Source organism: Ligilactobacillus ruminis ATCC 27782 (genome assembly GCF_000224985.1).
In the GTDB taxonomy this organism is placed as follows: Bacteria; Bacillota; Bacilli; order Lactobacillales; family Lactobacillaceae; genus Ligilactobacillus; species Ligilactobacillus ruminis.
Genome location: NC_015975.1, coordinates 1834847 through 1851669, shown reverse-complemented (window position 1 = coordinate 1851669; position 16823 = coordinate 1834847). Strand labels below are relative to the sequence as shown.

Here is a 16823-nt window from a genome sequence, read left to right as displayed (position 1 = left end):
CCTAATCATGTTCCAGCTCGCATTCCCCCTATCGCAATCAAGGACTCCCTGGACGAGACAAGCTCGCCTTCGGTCGTCCAAAGCTTGCGTACGGGCTCATGATCGCTCGCTTTCACACCTTACTTTTCCATCTCCTTCATCAACAATAATTGTTCGCAAATCTCATCGATGTTTGAATTGTCGGAATCCCTGAGATACGTGATCAGCTCAATCGCATTTGGCGGAAGGTTCTTAATTGAAAGGTTATGTTTACTATCAAGTATTTCTTCAACGGAAATGTTAAGGGCGTTGCAGATGTCGACGAGTTTTTCAATACTGACGTTTTGTTTTTTTCTCTTTCGATTTTTGAAATGTAGTTGACGGAAAGGTTGCTGTATTCTGCGAGCTCTTCTTGCGCCATGTCGGCAAGATGCCTGTATTTCCTTATTTTTGCCCCAGATGAATGTTATTGTCCATTTTAAAATCACGGCTTTCTTTTTTGCATTACTTTAACTTTATTATTAACTTAATGTTATCAAAATATAACAAAGTGCGTATAATATGTATTTTACGCCACAAAAATGGATCATATTACATTTTGATGGAACTATTTTCTAAGTTGCACTTATAGAATGGAAATTATAATAAATTTTTGATAGTCTGTATTTGAAAGCGGGTGAAATAATGGAAGCATGGTTGTTTCTTTTTTTGGTTTTTTTAGCAGCATTTTTTGGCAAAAATAATTCGTTGATCATCGCATGCATCGTGGTAGCGGTAATCAAATTGCTTCCTTTTGCTGACAAGTGGTTTTCCGTTTTGCAGGCAAAGGGAATCAATTGGGGCGTGACGATTATTTCGATCGCGATTCTCGTTCCGATTGCGACCGGCAAGATCACGCTGCAGGACATGTTCAAGGCCTTCAGAACGCCTGCGGGCTGGATTGCGGTCGCATGCGGAATTTTGGTAGCAGTTCTTTCAAGGTACGGCATTTCACAGCTGGCCGCCGTTCCGCAGGTAACGGTGATGCTTGTCATAGGCACGATTCTTGGGGTGGTTTTTTTGAAAGGAGTTGCGGCCGGTCCCGTAATCGCAAGCGGGATGGCATATGTCATAATTTCGCTGTTGGGACTTAGTTTCAAGTGAATCAGTCGGTGGTTGTTTCCGGTACGAAATGCAGTGCTGGTGGCAGCTGCTTTTTTTATGCGCAAAATAGTGCATATCTCACTGTTAAATGCATAAAAAACCAAAAAACACGTAAAAAATAGCATAAATTTATAAAAAACACTTGAAATTATACCAAAATTAGAATATAGTTAGTTCAACGTTATGAATTACTGAGCTTGAGGAGGCGGGGGTATGCGTGCAGCGGTCGTGGGAGTGACTGGGTACAGCGGAACGGAATTGTTTCGAATTTTAAGCAATCACCCTGAAATAGAAGAAATTAATTTGTATGCGCGAGAAAAAGAGGGCGTTTTGAAGCGTTGTCTGAATAAAGAGGTGTCTGCATTTCGCAATATTGAAAACGAGCTTTTGCCATATGATGCAAAAAAAATCATGGAACAAAACGATGTGGTGTTCTTTGCAGTTCCGGCGGGGGTTACGAGCAAGCTTGCAGCTCCTTTTATCCAAAATGATTTTCCCGTCATCGATCTTTCAGGCGATTTCAGATTAAAAGATCCGAAGGAATATGAAAAATGGTATAAAAAGCAGGCTGCGCCTAAAGAAGAACTGGAAGCATCCTGCTATGGACTGGCTGATTTTTATAAGCCCGATACGAGCTATATTGCAAATCCAGGGTGCTATGCGACGGCAACGATTTTAGGCATCGCACCGCTTTTGATTAAGCAGTTGATCAAGCTCGATTCTTTGATTGTCGATGCCAAATCGGGCGTGTCCGGATCAGGAAAGAAACTGACTGAAAACAGTCACTATCCGGTAATCAACGAAAATGCGCTGCTTTATAAGATCAATTCTCATCAGCACGTTCCTGAAATTTTGCAGCAGCTGAAGAAATTCGACAGCAGGATTGGATCGCTGCAGTTTTCGACGACGCTGATTCCGATCACGCGCGGAATCATGGCAACGATTTATGCCAAGCCGAAGGATGCTGACGGTTTTAATCTCGAAGCATTGAAAAAAGCATATGCGGAAGTTTATCACGGCAAAAAATGCGTCAGGGTCTTGGAAGAAGGATTCCCGCAGATCAAGGACGTGCAATATTCAAACTATTGCGACATCGGTGTTGCTTACGATGAGCTGAGCAAAACGATTTCCGTTGTTTCAGTAATCGACAACCTTGTCAAAGGGGCAGCTGGACAAGCGGTGCAGAACATGAATGATTATTTTGGCTTGGATGAGCTTTGCGGGTTGCCAAAAGTTCCAGCCTGGCCATAAGGAGGACGAGGAGAGTTATGGAAGAGATTGATTTTAAATGGCCAAATGGTTTTTTTGCAGACGGAATTCATGCGGGCCTTCGTAAGAAACGGCTTGACATGGGCTGGGTCGTGTCGGAGGTCCCGGCACAAAGCGCCGGAGTCTATACGACCAACCAGTTTCAGGCGGCTCCGACGAAACTGACAAAGGAAACGATTAATAAGAAGCATGAACTGCAAGCCATTATCATGAACAGTGCCGTTGCCAATTCCTGCACGGGAATCGAAGGAACGGAAAATGCGCATGAGGAACAGGCTCTCGTCGCTTCAAAGCTTGGAATCGATAAAGACCTGGTCGGCGTTGCCTCAACCGGCGTGATCGGGATTCAATTGCCGATGGACAAAATCAAGCAAGGTTTGGCCGAACTTCAGAAAACGAAAAATTTCAAAGTAACCGAGGCCGTTTTGACGACGGATACGCATTCGAAGACAATCAGCGTTTCGTTTGAAGTTTTTGGCAAAACGTGTACGATCTCTGGATTTTGCAAAGGATCAGGGATGATCAAACCCAACATGGCCACGATGCTCGGGTTTGTCGTGACGGATGCCAAAGTGGCAGGACAAAAGCTTCAGGAAACGCTTGTCGAACTGACGAACGAAACCTTTAATCAGATTACGGTCGACGGTGATACGTCGACAAACGACATGGTCGTCGTCATGGCAAACGGACAGGCCATGCAAGATGAGCCTGAACTTTCAGAAGGATCTGAATATGAAATTTTCAAAGCGGCTTTAAAGCACGTTTTAGGCTTTTTGGCCAAAGAGATCGCGCGTGACGGCGAAGGTGCCACGAAACTTGTCGAAGCAAACGTCAACGGGGCTCATTCCAAAGAAGATGCGCAACATGTTGCCAAGGCCATCGTTGGTTCAAATCTCGTTAAGGCGGCGTTGTTCGGAGAAGATGCCAATTGGGGTCGAATCATCGATGCGATTGGTTCGACGAACGCCAAGCTCAAAATCGATTCCGTCGACATTGCGCTTAACAAGACGAAAATCGTCGAGCACTCGTTGGGACTTGATTTTGATGAAGAGGCATTAAAAGAAAAACTCAAATCTGATGAAATCATAATCGACGTTGAACTTAACAACGGTGATTTCAAAGGACAGGCATGGGGATGCGATTTGACGTACAAATACGTTCAGATCAACGCTTCATATCGCAGCTGATGAAAGGAGACCAAAACATGGATGATTTGATTGTGGTTAAAATCGGCGGAAACGCCATTTCTCAATTAAAACCGGCTTTTTTTGAAAAATTGAAGTATTGGAAACATTTGGGCAAGAAAGTTTTGATCGTCCATGGAGGCGGTCCGAATATTTCAAAGCTTTGTGAAAAAATGGGAATTCCTACAGAAAAAAAGCATGGGATTCGCGTAACGAGCAAAGAGGTGCTTGAACTTACGAAGCTCGTGCTTTTGGGCGAAAGCCAGCCTGAACTGGTCGAAAAATTGACTGACAACGGGTTGCCCGTCAGTCCGTTGTCATGCGCTTGTTCGCATCTGCTTGAAGGAAAGTATCTTGATGAAGCAAAGTATGGTTCGGTCGGCATGGTGACTAAGGTCAACAAGATGGCGATTGCCGGGGCTTTGTGGCAAAGAATCGGCGTCATGGCTCCGATGTGCGTGACTGAAGACGGCAAATGGCTGAACGTCAATGCCGATTCGTGCGCCTGCAGCATTGCCAGTCTGTTGCATGCCGAAGCACTGTATTTGTTAACGGACGTTGCGGGAGTGATGGAAAACGGACAAGTGATTCCAAAACTTGACCGCACGTATTGCAGCGAACTTTTTGCCAGGAAGGTCATCACGGCCGGCATGCAGCCTAAGCTGAATGCGGCATTTACGGCACAGGCGATGGGCGTGTCGCACGTCATTATCACGGATGACTTGGATAATCACGGAACCGAGATCGTAAAGGAGGAAGAAGATGATGATGCAACATGTGTTTCCAACGTATAACAGATTTCCGTTTGAAATCGTGTCCGGCAACGGATTCAAACTGACGGACAATAAGGGAATGACATATCTGGATTTCACAAGCGGCATCGGTGTTTGCGGACTCGGATACAATGTTTCCAAACTTAATGAGGCAGTCGAAAAGCAGCTTGGCAAGGTCTGGCATACGTCAAACCTTTATGAAAGCAGCTTGCAGGAAAGCGTTGCTAAAAAACTTGGCGAAGCTCACGGCATGATTGCAAGCTTTTGCAATTCCGGCACGGAAGCAAACGAGGCGGCTTTCAAGCTGGCGCGCAGGGCAACCGGCAAAAGCGAGGTCTTGGCTTTTGATCATTCGTTTCACGGCAGGACTTACGGCTCGCTTTCCTTGACAGGAAACGACGGAATCAAAGAAGGCTTTGGTCCGCTCGTGCCCGGAGTTTCCTTTGCCAAATACAATGATTTCGCAGCCCTTGATGAAATCAACGATCAAAAGGCGGCCGTTATTTTGGAAGTCGTTCAAGGAGAAGGCGGCGTTGTCGTTGGGGATGCCTCCTGGCTTAAAGCCGTTGAAGAAAAAGCGCATGAAGCAGGCGCTTTGCTGATTATCGACGAAGTCCAGACAGGAATGGGTCGAACAGGAAAATTGTTTGCTTTTGAAAACTTCGAGTTGAATCCTGATATCGTGACCGTCGCCAAAGGACTTGCCAACGGGATTCCCGTCGGTGCAATGCTTGGCAAAAAGGAATTGGCTAAGTTCTTTGGTCCGGGCACCCACGGTTCGACGTTTGCCGGCAATCCATTGGCAATGGCAGCGGCTGACGTCGTTTTGGATGAGCTGAATACTGAATTTTTAAAAGGCGTCAGCGAAAAGTCGGATTTTATCAAATTTTTGCTGGAACAAAAAGTCAAAAACATTGATGCAATCGAAAGCATCAGCGGATTCGGACTCATGATCGGAATCCATCTGAAAGAAACGGTCGATGTCAGCAAAGTCGTTTCGATGCTGCAGGACAAGGGACTTTTGACGCTCAGTGCGCGCGACAATACGCTCAGACTGCTTCCTCCGCTGATTATGCCTGCATCTGAACTTATGGCCGGCATCGAAATCATTACCGAAACGCTTGAAAATATTTTGGTAGCATAGGGGGATTATTCATGAATCATTTTTACGGAAAATCTTATCTGAAAGAAATCGATTTTAACAAAAAAGAACTTGAGTACTTGGTGTATTTTGCGCTTCATCTAAAGGATCTGAAAAAAAAGAACATTCCGCACAAGTATCTTGAAAACAAGAATATTGCTCTTTTGTTCGAAAAGACATCGACCAGAACTCGTTCTGCCTTTACCGTTGCAGCCAATGATCTGGGTGCACACCCTGAATTTATGGGCATTTCGGATACGCAATTCGGCTATAAGGAATCCGTTGCCGATTCTGCTAAAATCTTAGGCAGCATGTTTGACGGCATCGAGTTTCGCGGCTTTGAACAAGCGACCGTTGAAGGCCTTGCCAAATACAGCGGTGTTCCCGTTTGGAACGGTTTGACGGATGATTGGCATCCGACCCAGATGATTGCCGATTTCATGACGATCAAAGAAGTTTTTGGAACGCTCGAAGGCAAAAAACTCACATATGTCGGAGACGGGCGCAACAATATGGCCAACAGTCTGCTTGTCACGAGCGCGATTCTTGGCATTGACTGCTCAATCGGTGCTCCTGCTGATTTGCAGCCGGCTAAAGAAGTTCAAGACATTGCGCACAAATTGGCTGAAAAGAGCGGCAGCACGCTCGAAATTACGGATGATGTCGAACAGGCAGTCAAGGATGCCGATGTCTTGTATACCGATGTTTGGATCTCCATGGGAGAAGACATTGACGTCAAGGCCCGGGTCGAAAAACCCCTGCCGTATCAAATCAACGATTCTCTGCTTGAAAAGACCGGCAAATCCGAGACGGTCGTGATGCATTGTCTGCCTGCATTCCATGATAAGCAAACCAAAATGGGCAAAAAGCTTTGTGATCAATTTGGTGTCGAGGCGCTCGAAATTACGGATGACGTCTTCAACGGCAAGCATTCCGTTGTCTTTCAAGAAGGCGAAAATCGGCTTCATTCCATCAAAGCCATCATGGCAGCAACGTTGGGCGATTTGTTCATCCCTGATTATTTGTTTGAATAAGATTTTTATCGAAGACTCGTTTCAGCGATGGAGCGAGCTTTTTTATATGCAAGGTTGAATCTGTGGTAAAACTCTTTCCATGTGAAAATGCACGTCGTTGGCAGCGAGGGGACCATGAAGTGCTTTTATTAGTGAAAATCCAGTGCAGCTTGAAACAAACGCTTTGGAGCGCAGAGGGAAAAGTAGATAAAAACCGTGAGAAATGTACGGCTTTTGTCTACCGGCTGGTCGAAATTCAGGGCGCGCGGATTTGAAAGTAGACAAAAACCGTGATAAATGTCTGATTTTTGTCTACCGGACTCTCCAAAATCAGGGCGCGCGGTCTCGAAAGTAGACAAAAAACNGGATAAATGTCTGATTTTTATCTACCGGCTGGTCGAAATTCAGGGCGCGCGGATTTGAAAGTAGACAAAAACCGTGATAAATGTCTGATTTTTGTCTACCGGACTCTCCAAAATCAGGGCGCGCGGTCTCGAAAGTAGACAAAAACCAGGGGAAATGTCTGATTTTTATCTACCGGACTCTCCAAAATCGGGGCGCGCGGTCTCGAAAGTAGACAAAAACCGGGGTAAATGTCTGATTTTTGTCTACCGGACTCTCCAAAATTAGGGTCGCGCAGTCTCGAAAGTAGAACAAAATCATCCAAAATTGAAAAAATATTCTACTCGGTTACCTTCGCCAAAAACAGTGTGGACTCAGATTACGGGCACATCTCAGAAATCACCGTTTTGCTCGCAACCTGACTCAGATGCAGTGATTGAGCAGGTGATGCGCAGCACTGCATTTGGCAAAATCACTGCCGTTTACGGACGCATCGCTGAAAATGGACGCTTTGTCCGTAAATTTGAATGAGATCTTGGCGTGCCGCCCAGAATAAGAAAAAATTCGCGCCATCATGGCACGTATTTTAATCAATATTCAGTTGTACGGAGTCATGAGCGCTCGCTTCCACGCCTTGAAAAAAAGCCCGTTCTCGCCAAACTAGGGGAGCACGTGTAAAAAGTGCATCTGACGAAGAATCGGACCAAGTGAATGATTGCATTAGGGGATACAATCATTACAAGCGATAGAAAATAGAAAAGGTGAAGGGAAGTTATCCTTCAGTTTCCAGCCATAGGAAACTATTTTATTGTAATATAGGTTCCGGCTGAAGTCAATAAAATTAGTTTAGAAAAATTAAAGTATATTTATACGTTCTGATGGATTTCTGTGATGCCTGTTAAAATCAGATACAGACCGTAGACGGCAACGATGATTCCGCTGATTAGGTTGATTGCCAACAAAAACTTTTTCGGAAGTTTGTCGCGAAGCAGATTAAAACCGATCGTAATTCCGTGATCCCAAATGAAACTAGCGGTTATGACACCGGTAATAAAGAGGATGCTTTGTTCAAACGTCAAAGTGGCACGACTTGCGCCAAGCATCATGGTACCGTCGATCATGGCTTGAGGATTTCCCCAACTGACGATGAGAGCAGTCATCAAAGCTTGTTTAAGCGTTTGTTTTTTTGAATCTGAACCAATGGCAGTCTGTTTGGCAGAACGAATAATATTGAAGCCGATGTAAGACGTCAGTGCGCCGCCAACGAGCATGACGATAATTTTAACGATTTCATTAGCTGAAATCAGCGCGCCGATGCCGTAAAATGCAGCAAACGAAAACAGTGCGTCACAAAACCAAACCAAGAAGTTATATAAAAGCGCTTTGCTCATTTTGTTTGAAAGCGCATTGTTGAACATATAGATATTTTGCATTCCGATTGGTGTTACGAAGGCAAATCCAATCAGGATGCCGCGTAAGTAGATCACGAAGACACATCCTTTAGAAATCTTTAACGAATAAACTTGATTTTAGTTAAGAATTGATAAAACGTCAAGTTATTTTCTGAAAACATTCGTTCAGAACTTGCCGAGATGTTTTATGTTTGCTATATTTGACTAAGTGGACAATTAGAAAAAGGGAAGGTATTACATTGAAAACATTGAGCATCGTAGTGCCTTGTTACAATTCAGCCGCCTACATGGATCGCTGCGTTCAGTCATTGCTGTTGGGCGGATCTGACGTTGAAATCATTTTGGTAGATGACGGTTCGAAGGACAAGACACCTGAAAAAGTTGACAATTATCAAGCACGCTATTCGGGAATCATCAAGGCCGTGCATCAGGAAAACGGGGGGCACGGACAGGCTGTGAATACGGGGATTGAACATGCGACCGGGCATTATGTGCGCGTAGTTGACAGCGATGACTGGCTGGATGGAAAGGCATTTCCGAAGGTGATGGAATTTCTCAGAAAATCAATTGAAGAAGACATGCAGCTTGACATGCTGATTACGAATTATATGTATGACAAGCAAAACGTCAAGCACAAGAAAATCATGCAATATCGCAAATGCGTTCCGACGAACTGCATTTTCACATGGGAAGATACTCATTTTCCGTTTGGAAAGTACTTATTGATGCACTCCGTAATCTATCGGACGACGCTTGTTCGTGACGAGGCTAAGCTCAAATTGCCGGCACATACTTTCTACGTTGATAATCTATACGTGTTCGAACCGCTCCAATACGTAAAGAACATGTATTATTTGGACGTTACGCTTTATCACTACTTCATCGGGCGCGAGGACCAGTCCGTGAACGAAAAAGTCATGATTGGAAGAATCGATCAGCAGATTTTTGTCAACAAGCGAATGATTGATTATTACACGGATAACGTCGAGATGAAGTCGCATATCGGCAAGTATATGGAAAAGTATGTTGAAGTAATTACTTCCGTTTCGTCGATTTTGCTGATCAGAGACGGATCAAGGGAAGCGTTGAATAAGAAAAAGGAGCTTTGGCACTACATCAAAGAAAAGAACCCTAAGCTGTATCATAAACTGATGCGCGGAGCTTTGGGCATGGGATTGCATCTTCCGGGCAAGTTGGGCAGAAGAGCTGCTGTTGACGTTTACCGCATGGCCCGCAAAATCTACGGATTCAATTAAGACAGTATTGAAGAACAGTCTCGCATCGAGGCTGTTTTTAGTTTATTTAAAAAAGAAATTATGCTATCATAATCAATATCTAAGCTATGGAGGGATCGTTTTGGGAAAGTTAGTGCTTTATTTCTCTGAATTCGGGAATACAGAGTCGATAGCCAAGCGTATTGCTGAAAAGACGGGAGCGGACATCTGCAAAATAGAGCCGATTGAACCGTACCCGGAAAATCTCCAGGAAGTGATGGAAATCGGACAAAATGAGACGGACAACGAGACTATGCGGCCGATCAAACAGCTTGAAGTCGATTTGTCAAAGTATGACAAGGTGATTTTGGGGATGCCGACTTGGTGGTATCACGCTCCTCCTTGCGTCGAGTCCTTTTTGAAAAATGCAGCGCTTGAAAGGATAACTGTTTTTGTGACAGATTCAGGAATCCCGCTCAACGTCGATGATGAGATGAAGCGCATATCACCCAATACATATGTTGAAAGTTCCGAAATTATCGAATTTACGCCGCTCGTTGAACCAAGCAGGCTGGTTACACCGCTTGAGGAAATTGATGCATGGATTGAAACTTTATAAAAAAAAGCCTAAGTTCTCAAAAATTGAGATCCTAAGCTTTTTTGGTATTTTGGCGTTAAGCTTCCGTTGCTCCTTCTGCCTCTTTTTTAGCAAGTTTCAAGTCATAGCTGCGGATGAACGGGAACCAGATTGCTGCGGCGACAACTGTGGCAAGAACCGATACAAGTGCACCTTGCCAGCTTTGCGTTGCGATGAAACCGCTCAGACCAACGGGCGTCGGCCATGGTTGTTGGGCAGTAATTTTTGGAACGAAGTGCGTTGCAATTGCAAGGTAGCCGACCATGGCACTTGCCATTGGTGCCAAAACGAACGGAATGACCAAATTAATATTGTAGACGATCGGCAAACCGAAGAGCAAAGGCTCGTTGATGTTGAAAATGCCAGGAACGACTGCCACTTTGCCGAGTTCACGAATTTGGCGCGACCTGGCCATGAAAGCCATGTACAAAGCTGTACCAAGCGTAGCACCTGAACCACCGACCGTGATGAAAGAGTTGATGAAGTCACCGGCAAAGACATGGAAACCACCGTCAACGTTGGAGACCATATTTGCCAAAGCGAATGAGCCCGTGAAGCTCGTAATGATCGTTGCGCCGTGGATACCGAAGAACCAAAGGAAATGAATCAAGAAGACGATGATCAAAACGCCCCACCATGTATCGACCAATCCTGATACGAATGAGAACGGAATGTAAAGCAAGTTGAAGATGTCAGTATGGCACATGATCAAAATGGCATCGATGATCAAAACGACGAATGCAATCACGAAACCTGGAATAAGCGACGTGAACGAATCCGCAACGCCCTTTGGAACAGAGTTTGGCATCTTGATCGACCAGCCCTTTTTTACGCAGAGACGGTAGATCTGAACTGACAAGATGCTGATGATGAGTCCTGTGAAAATACCGGTTGCACCGATGCGCGTAAGACCGGAGCCACTGACCGCGTAGCCGGAGAAAACGGCATTTTTCGTGTCTGTCAAAAATTGTGCAGAGCCGTTTTTCCAAACAAGCTGCGGAACGGTGACGAACAATGCGAACAATGAAAGAAAGGCACCGCTCAACGGTGAAATATCAAGGTTTTCTTCTTGTTGATAGATTTTCGTGTAGCTGTAAGCAAAAGATTCCGTAAAGAAGAGGGCGGTGATTCCTAGCGTAGCATTATAGATAACGGTAAAGAGATTATTGAAGCGCCCAAGCGTGCTGTTGTAAAAATCAACGAAAGCCGGGACCGTGATGACCTGAGTGAGAACGCTCAGGACGAGGAACATCGATCCGACGATCGTGAAGGCGATGATGCTGTAGCCGGCACCCATGACGGCGCGGACAAAACGTGTATTGGCGAATTTGCCGACTTTTGGAAGAATCTTCTCATTAAGCCAGCCTGTGAAGTTGCTTTCTTTTTCAGCCATAATAAAGATCTCCTTAGGACCGGCATCCGCATTTAATGTACGAATGAATAATTGCAGTTTGATACGCACAGACTAACTGCGGATGCAGTGAATGATTGATGATTGTAAATAGTAAGCGCTTCCCTTATTACATTTTCCAGTATAATCGGTTGGAATCATTTTGTAAAGGGCTTCCAACAAGAAATTGTACCAATATTTTCACGAAGATAAGTATATACAATTATTTTGGCTAAAAATATGCAAATACATTAGATTTTTTAGAATCAATTTAAAGTTTGAAAAATATAAATTTGTAAAATGCAGTGTTGGCTGACAATTTAACGGGGAAAATAAAAAGCAGGGCGGAAGTGCTTAAAACGCATTCTGTCCTGCTTTTTTCAAATTTTGTCTAATTTGTTTTCTCAAACATTTTGATGACTTTGAACTGTCGGTCCTGGTCGTTGGCGATTTTTTTGATCTTCAAGAGCACCATGACGGACATCAGAATTCCAAGCAAGGCAATTCCGATGACATAAAACTGGCCCTTACCGTTCAAGAACGGAAGAAACAAAGAATATGCCGGCGTCATCGAAATCAGGATGATTGCAAGGTTGACCGAAATCTGTGCAATGTAATAACCTTTGCTGACTGGAACAGCACTCTTTTTGGTATGAAGCTTGGAAGTCAGTTCCAGTGTTACGGCAATTCCGCCAATCATCAGCAAAAACGGCAGGACTGCTGACCAGCTTCTGCATGTCAGGGCCATTCCGAACCAGTAGAGATTTGTAAAGAACATGAATGCCGTGAAATATCGCAGCATCAGGAAACGATTGAAGTACATAAAGCTCAGGCTCTGTTCCTTTTTAATGTCATCTGCTGTTTTTTTCATAAAATGCCTCCGTTAATTTTGAGTAAACGTTTTCTTTATACGACATTTTAATATATTGGTACTAATTTGTAAAGTGGGTACAATAATTCGGGCTTGGAGACTTGCTATCGTTACCAGCTTGTTCTTTCAAATATCAGATCATAAATTAAAACGTTCTGAAAAGTCGGAACGAAATTTCTTTTTCATATGAAGGTCAACAGACTCTCTGCCATTATATCGAAGCGAGTCTTGAATTGCACATTTTTGAACCAGTGAAACGGGCGCGTTAAAGTGCCCGTTGATACGATTGAATTCGAAAGGTTTCGAGGATGGGAAAACCGTGGCTCAAACCAAAAATGGGAATTGTCCTTAATCTTGCATAGACGTTCTGACTGAGCGAGCGCTGCATTCGACAAAAACACTGTAGTTTACGGACAAAATGGTCAAAAATGGCAGTTTGTCCGTAAAAATTCAGATGTTTCATACCCAGTTTTACGGACAAATGCTCTAAAAAGCCGGCTTTGTCCGTAAATCTGGATGAAATTTTTGCTGAATTGGTTGAGCAGCGTTGCCTTTTTAAAAAGATGCTTTGTTCAAGTTTTTTGTCACAATCTTCGGATTAAGCAGAAAAACATCTTTAAAGAAGCATTTGCAAAAATGCTGCGGCAATTCCGCCCGAAATCGGGCCAAAAACGGGTACCCACGCATATTCCCAATTGGCATCCCCCTTGTTTGGAACGGGAAGAATCGCATATGCCAGCCTTGGCGCAAAATCGCGGGCAGGGTTCAAGGCAAATCCAGTGGTTCCGCCTAAAGCCTGCCCGATGACCATGATTAGCAACCCGACGATCAGTGGCTGGAGCCCCTTTGTAAAATCACCAAGATTAAGCAGACAGAAAACGAACGTAAACGTTGCAATCATTTCGCTCAAGAAATTATAAAGCGGATTTTTGATTGCTGGACCTGTTGCAAAAATACCGACGCTGTTGCCTTCAGCACTGGATTTGGCGGCTTGAAAATGTGGTTCATAGTGAATAATGACGATTGCCGCACCGACAAATGCACCGAGGAATTGACCGAGAAGGTACGGAAGAACCGATTTTATCGGAAAGAATCCAAATGCTGCAAATCCTAAAGTAACGGCGGGGTTGAGATGACCTTGAGAACCGAAGTTTCCGGCAACGTAAACTCCGAAAGTAACGGCCATGCCCCAAGCCAAGCAGACAAACGTCCAGTCTGATCCCTTGGCATAGCTTCCTTTGAGGTTGACGCCTGCACAACATCCAACGCCAAGAATGATTAAAACCATTGTTCCTAAAAACTCACCTGTAAATCCTAACATGATCGACACCCCCAAATTATTTTATTTTCAATTCTTCAAGCTGCTTTTCAATCTCCGGCAATGCAACGTTTGCCTGAAGCAGCGTTGCGGCCGTATATGCTCCTTCGATAAAAGCCGTATCGTAAAGATGAATCTTTTTTGCAGTCATCTCGCTAGCCAATTCAAGATTCATTTTTGAACTGCCTAAATCATAAAATGCCAAAATCTCATCAGCTTCATTGTTTTCAAAAGCCGCAAGAATTTTTTCCATGCTCGTGCCGACGTCTCCGTCAGAGGTCCCGCCGGCAAACGTGATCGGAACTTCTTGTGCGACCTGCTTCAGCAATTTCGGCAATCCATAAGCGATTTCTTCAACGTGCGAAACAAGCGTTATCCCATATTTCATAATGATTCCTCCGCTTCAAGAAGCGCTTCGAAGAGGTATCCGCTTGAAACGGCACCGGGATCGAGGTGCCCGACCGAGCGCTCACCAAGATAAGAAGCGCGTCCTTTTTTGGCCACCATGTCTTTGGTCGATTCTACGGCAGCTTCGATGTCCGCATTTGTCAAAGATGAATCATCAGCCTTTGAAACGACTTTATTCCAAACGTCAACCATCGTCTTGTCGTTTGGCTGTGCTCCGCCGCGCTTTTTGATGCCCGAAAGCGCCTCTTGCAAGAGTTCGCCGAGATCTTTGGTATCGTTGCTTGCCTTGGCCATTTCGAGAAATGCAGTGCCGTAAAGAGGTCCGGAAGCACCGCCGACTTTGCTGATCAAAGACATGGCAATCAGTTTCAGACTCTGAGTCGTATCAGCGGTTTCGTTTTTTTCAAGACTTTCCGTAACGGCCTGCATGCCGCGAGCCATGTTGTTTCCGTGGTCGCCGTCACCGATTGCAGCATCCAGATCGCTCAGATATCCTTTGTTGTTTTGGATTTTTTCAGAAAATCGACTGATCCATTCTGCAAGCAATTCTTTTGTGAGTTCCATCAAAATCATCCTTTCTGCCATGCGATTGTTTCGGCCGGGGCATTCAATGCCTCAAGCCACTTGTCATCCTTAAGTTCAAATAGCGTCAATGAAATGCCCGCCATGTCAAGCGACGTCATAAAGTTTCCAACCTTTGAAAAGACCGGCACGATGCCTTTTTCATTAAGCAAATCTAGCACGTCGTGACTGAAGATGTACTGTTCCATCAAAGGAGTTGCGCCCATGCCGTTGACTAGCATCGCATATTTTTTCTCTTTGTTCAGCGACAGTTTTTCGTCGAGTTTTTCCAAAAGTTCGGCTGCCAATGCGCGCGACGGCTGAATCTTTTCTCTGCGATAGCCAGGTTCGCTGTGGATGCCGACTCCGAATTCGATTTCGTCTTCTGCAAGTTCAAACCCCGGCCGGCCGACTTCCGGAACGGTTGCAGCGGATAGTGCAACTGCGATCGTTTTGATGTTTGGCAAGACAACGTGTGCGATCTTGTCAATTTCATCCAGCGAGGCACCGTTTTGTGCATAGTAGCCGAGAATCTTGTGCATAAAAATCGTACCGGCAACGCCGCGTCTTCCTTGCGTATACAAACTGTTTTCAACAGCGATATCGTCATCTACAACGATTGACTTGACTTTGATGTCGTCCATTTCGGCCATGTCCTTTGCCATGTCGAAGTTCATCACATCACCGGAATAGTTTTTGACGACCATGAAGACTCCGGCTCCGCTATTTGAGGCTTTGATGGCTTCGTAAATCTGATCAGGGGTAGGGGACGTAAAGATTTGACCGCAAACGGCCGCGCTGAGCATCCCTTTTCCGACGAAACCGGCATGAGTCGGCTCGTGCCCGGAACCGCCTCCGCTGACGATGCCGACTTTTCCTTTCATGGATGCCTTGTCGCTTCTGACGACTGCTTCCGTGTCGGAAATTTGTTCAACGATCTGTGGATAAGTTCTGACCAAGCCGTCCACCATTTCGGGGACGCAGTCAGCAGGGTTGTTGATAATTTTTTTCATGTCAATTACCTCCGATGAATGTTCTGATTTATCTATCGCTTATATTCTAAAATGTTCGCGTTTACAAATAAAGCGGACGGTTTTGTAGAATTGTCCGTGAATTTCTCGGTTGGAAATGTATAATTGGGTTAGAGATGCTATTTTCTGAGAAGGTGAGTGTCATGAAATTAACAAATGGGAAAAAAACGATGCTTGACGATCTTCAAGAAGGTATCAAACGGGCGTATCCAATGTTAAAGCACGTCGAAAGCACGCGGGGGTTCATCAATCGAAATTTTAAAGACGAAATCGTGCCGTTGATTTCCGGCGGAGGGTCCGGACATGATCCGGCACATTGGGGATTTGTGGGCGACGGAATGCTGGCAGGGGCAATTTCAGGCGAATTGTTCGTTCCGCCGACCGCAAAAGAAATTGTCGAAGTCACGCAGAAATTGACAAGCAAAAAACGTGTCTTCTACATTGTGAAAAACTTTGAAAAAGATGTGGATGAATTCTGCAAAGCACGTCTTTTTTTGGAAAATGCAGGGTGGAAAGTCGGGGTGGCGATTGTCAAAGACGATATATCGGTGGACGCTGCATCATTTGAAAAAAGACGCAGAGGCGTTGCCGGCACTGTATTTTTCCACAAAATTTTGGGAGATTATGCGAGAAAAGGCGCCTCTGTCGAAGAACTGCAAAAGGTTGCGGACAAACTTTCAGAAAACGTCAAAACGATTGGAGTGGCTTTTTCAGGCGACAATTTTTTGCTCAAAGAAAACGAGATCTATTACGGAATCGGGATTCACGGCGAAGAAGGCTATCGCAAAGAGCGCTTTGAGTCGTCAGAAATGCTTGCACGCGAGCTGATTTCAAAGCTCAAGCTGAGTTTTGGCTTCAAGTCTCAAGACACGTATGCAGTGCTTGTCAACTCTCTTGGAGAAGTGACGAAAATGGAGCAGATTGTTTTCAACAATGACGTTTGCGAACTGTTAGAGGCTGAAGAAATCGGCATCGGGTTCGACAAGGTGGGGACGTTTTTGACTTCGTTCGGTATAAAGGGCATTTCTCTGACTCTTCTCAAAATTAAGGACGAAAATTGGTTGAAGGCATTGAAAACAAAGGTCGATGCACCGGAATGGTAGTTTTTTGGAGGTCAGACCGTTTTGAGGCGGCATG

At 44.8% G+C, this 16823-nt stretch carries 17 protein-coding genes; 9 read left to right on the top strand and 8 right to left on the bottom strand.

The genetic code is table 11. From position 1 onward, the window contains the following. Window positions 1-119: 119 nt before the first annotated feature. Window positions 120-467, bottom strand: coding sequence for a hypothetical protein (locus tag LRC_RS12365; RefSeq protein WP_476737621.1), 348 nt, complete (start codon window positions 465-467; stop codon window positions 120-122). A 196-nt stretch (window positions 468-663) separates the two neighbouring features. Between LRC_RS12365 and LRC_RS09240 the strand changes: the two genes are divergently transcribed. From LRC_RS09240 to argF, 6 genes are all read left to right on the top strand, one after another. Next, complete coding sequence (locus LRC_RS09240) at window positions 664-1122, top strand: DUF441 domain-containing protein (RefSeq protein ID WP_014074161.1); 459 nt, start codon at window positions 664-666, stop codon at window positions 1120-1122. Between the two features lie 213 nt (window positions 1123-1335). Next, entirely contained in the window at window positions 1336-2373 is a 1038-nt protein-coding gene (argC, locus tag LRC_RS09235) for an N-acetyl-gamma-glutamyl-phosphate reductase (protein ID WP_014074160.1), read from the top strand. Between the two features lie 17 nt (window positions 2374-2390). Then, window positions 2391-3578 carry a bifunctional glutamate N-acetyltransferase/amino-acid acetyltransferase ArgJ gene (gene argJ / locus LRC_RS09230; RefSeq protein ID WP_014074159.1) on the top strand — a complete coding sequence of 396 codons (1188 nt, stop codon included), beginning with the start codon at window positions 2391-2393 and terminating at the stop codon, window positions 3576-3578. Between the two features lie 17 nt (window positions 3579-3595). Beyond that, window positions 3596-4369 carry an acetylglutamate kinase gene (gene argB / locus LRC_RS09225; protein WP_014074158.1) on the top strand — a complete coding sequence of 258 codons (774 nt, stop codon included), beginning with the start codon at window positions 3596-3598 and terminating at the stop codon, window positions 4367-4369. After that, window positions 4344-5492 carry an acetylornithine transaminase gene (locus LRC_RS09220; protein ID WP_041820402.1) on the top strand — a complete coding sequence of 383 codons (1149 nt, stop codon included), beginning with the start codon at window positions 4344-4346 and terminating at the stop codon, window positions 5490-5492. Before argB ends, LRC_RS09220 begins: the two co-directional genes overlap by 26 nt. A gap of 11 nt (window positions 5493-5503) precedes the next feature. Beyond that, on the top strand, window positions 5504-6523 hold the full coding sequence (argF, locus tag LRC_RS09215; protein WP_014074156.1) for an ornithine carbamoyltransferase: 1020 nt from the start codon (window positions 5504-5506) through the stop codon (window positions 6521-6523). A 1187-nt stretch (window positions 6524-7710) separates the two neighbouring features. On the opposite strand, the gene LRC_RS09205 is transcribed toward argF, so the two are convergent. After that, window positions 7711-8331, bottom strand: coding sequence for a LysE/ArgO family amino acid transporter (locus LRC_RS09205; RefSeq protein WP_014074155.1), 621 nt, complete (start codon window positions 8329-8331; stop codon window positions 7711-7713). Window positions 8332-8495: 164 nt separating this feature from the next. On the opposite strand from LRC_RS09205, the gene LRC_RS09200 reads away from it, so the two are divergent. Further along, window positions 8496-9512 carry a glycosyltransferase family 2 protein gene (locus tag LRC_RS09200; RefSeq protein ID WP_014074154.1) on the top strand — a complete coding sequence of 339 codons (1017 nt, stop codon included), beginning with the start codon at window positions 8496-8498 and terminating at the stop codon, window positions 9510-9512. 100 nt (window positions 9513-9612) lie between these two features. Continuing rightward, window positions 9613-10089, top strand: coding sequence for a flavodoxin (locus LRC_RS09195; protein ID WP_225354954.1), 477 nt, complete (start codon window positions 9613-9615; stop codon window positions 10087-10089). A gap of 55 nt (window positions 10090-10144) precedes the next feature. Here the strand turns inward: LRC_RS09195 and celB are convergent, their stop codons facing one another. The 6 genes from celB to dhaK form a co-directional block, all read right to left on the bottom strand. Next, on the bottom strand, window positions 10145-11500 hold the full coding sequence (gene celB / locus LRC_RS09190; protein WP_014074152.1) for a PTS cellobiose transporter subunit IIC: 1356 nt from the start codon (window positions 11498-11500) through the stop codon (window positions 10145-10147). Between the two features lie 388 nt (window positions 11501-11888). Then, a complete protein-coding gene (locus LRC_RS09185; protein WP_014074151.1) occupies window positions 11889-12368 on the bottom strand; it encodes a hypothetical protein in 480 nt (159 codons plus the stop codon). 616 nt (window positions 12369-12984) lie between these two features. Then, window positions 12985-13689: an MIP/aquaporin family protein gene (locus LRC_RS09180; RefSeq protein ID WP_014074149.1), complete on the bottom strand. Its 705-nt coding sequence runs from the start codon at window positions 13687-13689 to the stop codon at window positions 12985-12987. A gap of 16 nt (window positions 13690-13705) precedes the next feature. Then, complete coding sequence (gene dhaM / locus LRC_RS09175; protein ID WP_014074148.1) at window positions 13706-14074, bottom strand: dihydroxyacetone kinase phosphoryl donor subunit DhaM; 369 nt, start codon at window positions 14072-14074, stop codon at window positions 13706-13708. Then, window positions 14071-14658 carry a dihydroxyacetone kinase subunit DhaL gene (dhaL, locus tag LRC_RS09170; protein ID WP_014074147.1) on the bottom strand — a complete coding sequence of 196 codons (588 nt, stop codon included), beginning with the start codon at window positions 14656-14658 and terminating at the stop codon, window positions 14071-14073. Before dhaL ends, dhaM begins: the two co-directional genes overlap by 4 nt. A 5-nt stretch (window positions 14659-14663) precedes the next feature. After that, the gene (gene dhaK, locus LRC_RS09165; protein ID WP_014074146.1) at window positions 14664-15668 is read right to left on the bottom strand and encodes a dihydroxyacetone kinase subunit DhaK; all 1005 of its coding nucleotides are present in this window, start codon (window positions 15666-15668) and stop codon (window positions 14664-14666) included. 161 nt (window positions 15669-15829) lie between these two features. On the opposite strand from dhaK, the gene dhaQ reads away from it, so the two are divergent. Beyond that, window positions 15830-16789 carry a DhaKLM operon coactivator DhaQ gene (gene dhaQ, locus LRC_RS09160; RefSeq protein WP_014074145.1) on the top strand — a complete coding sequence of 320 codons (960 nt, stop codon included), beginning with the start codon at window positions 15830-15832 and terminating at the stop codon, window positions 16787-16789. Window positions 16790-16823: the final 34 nt, after the last annotated feature.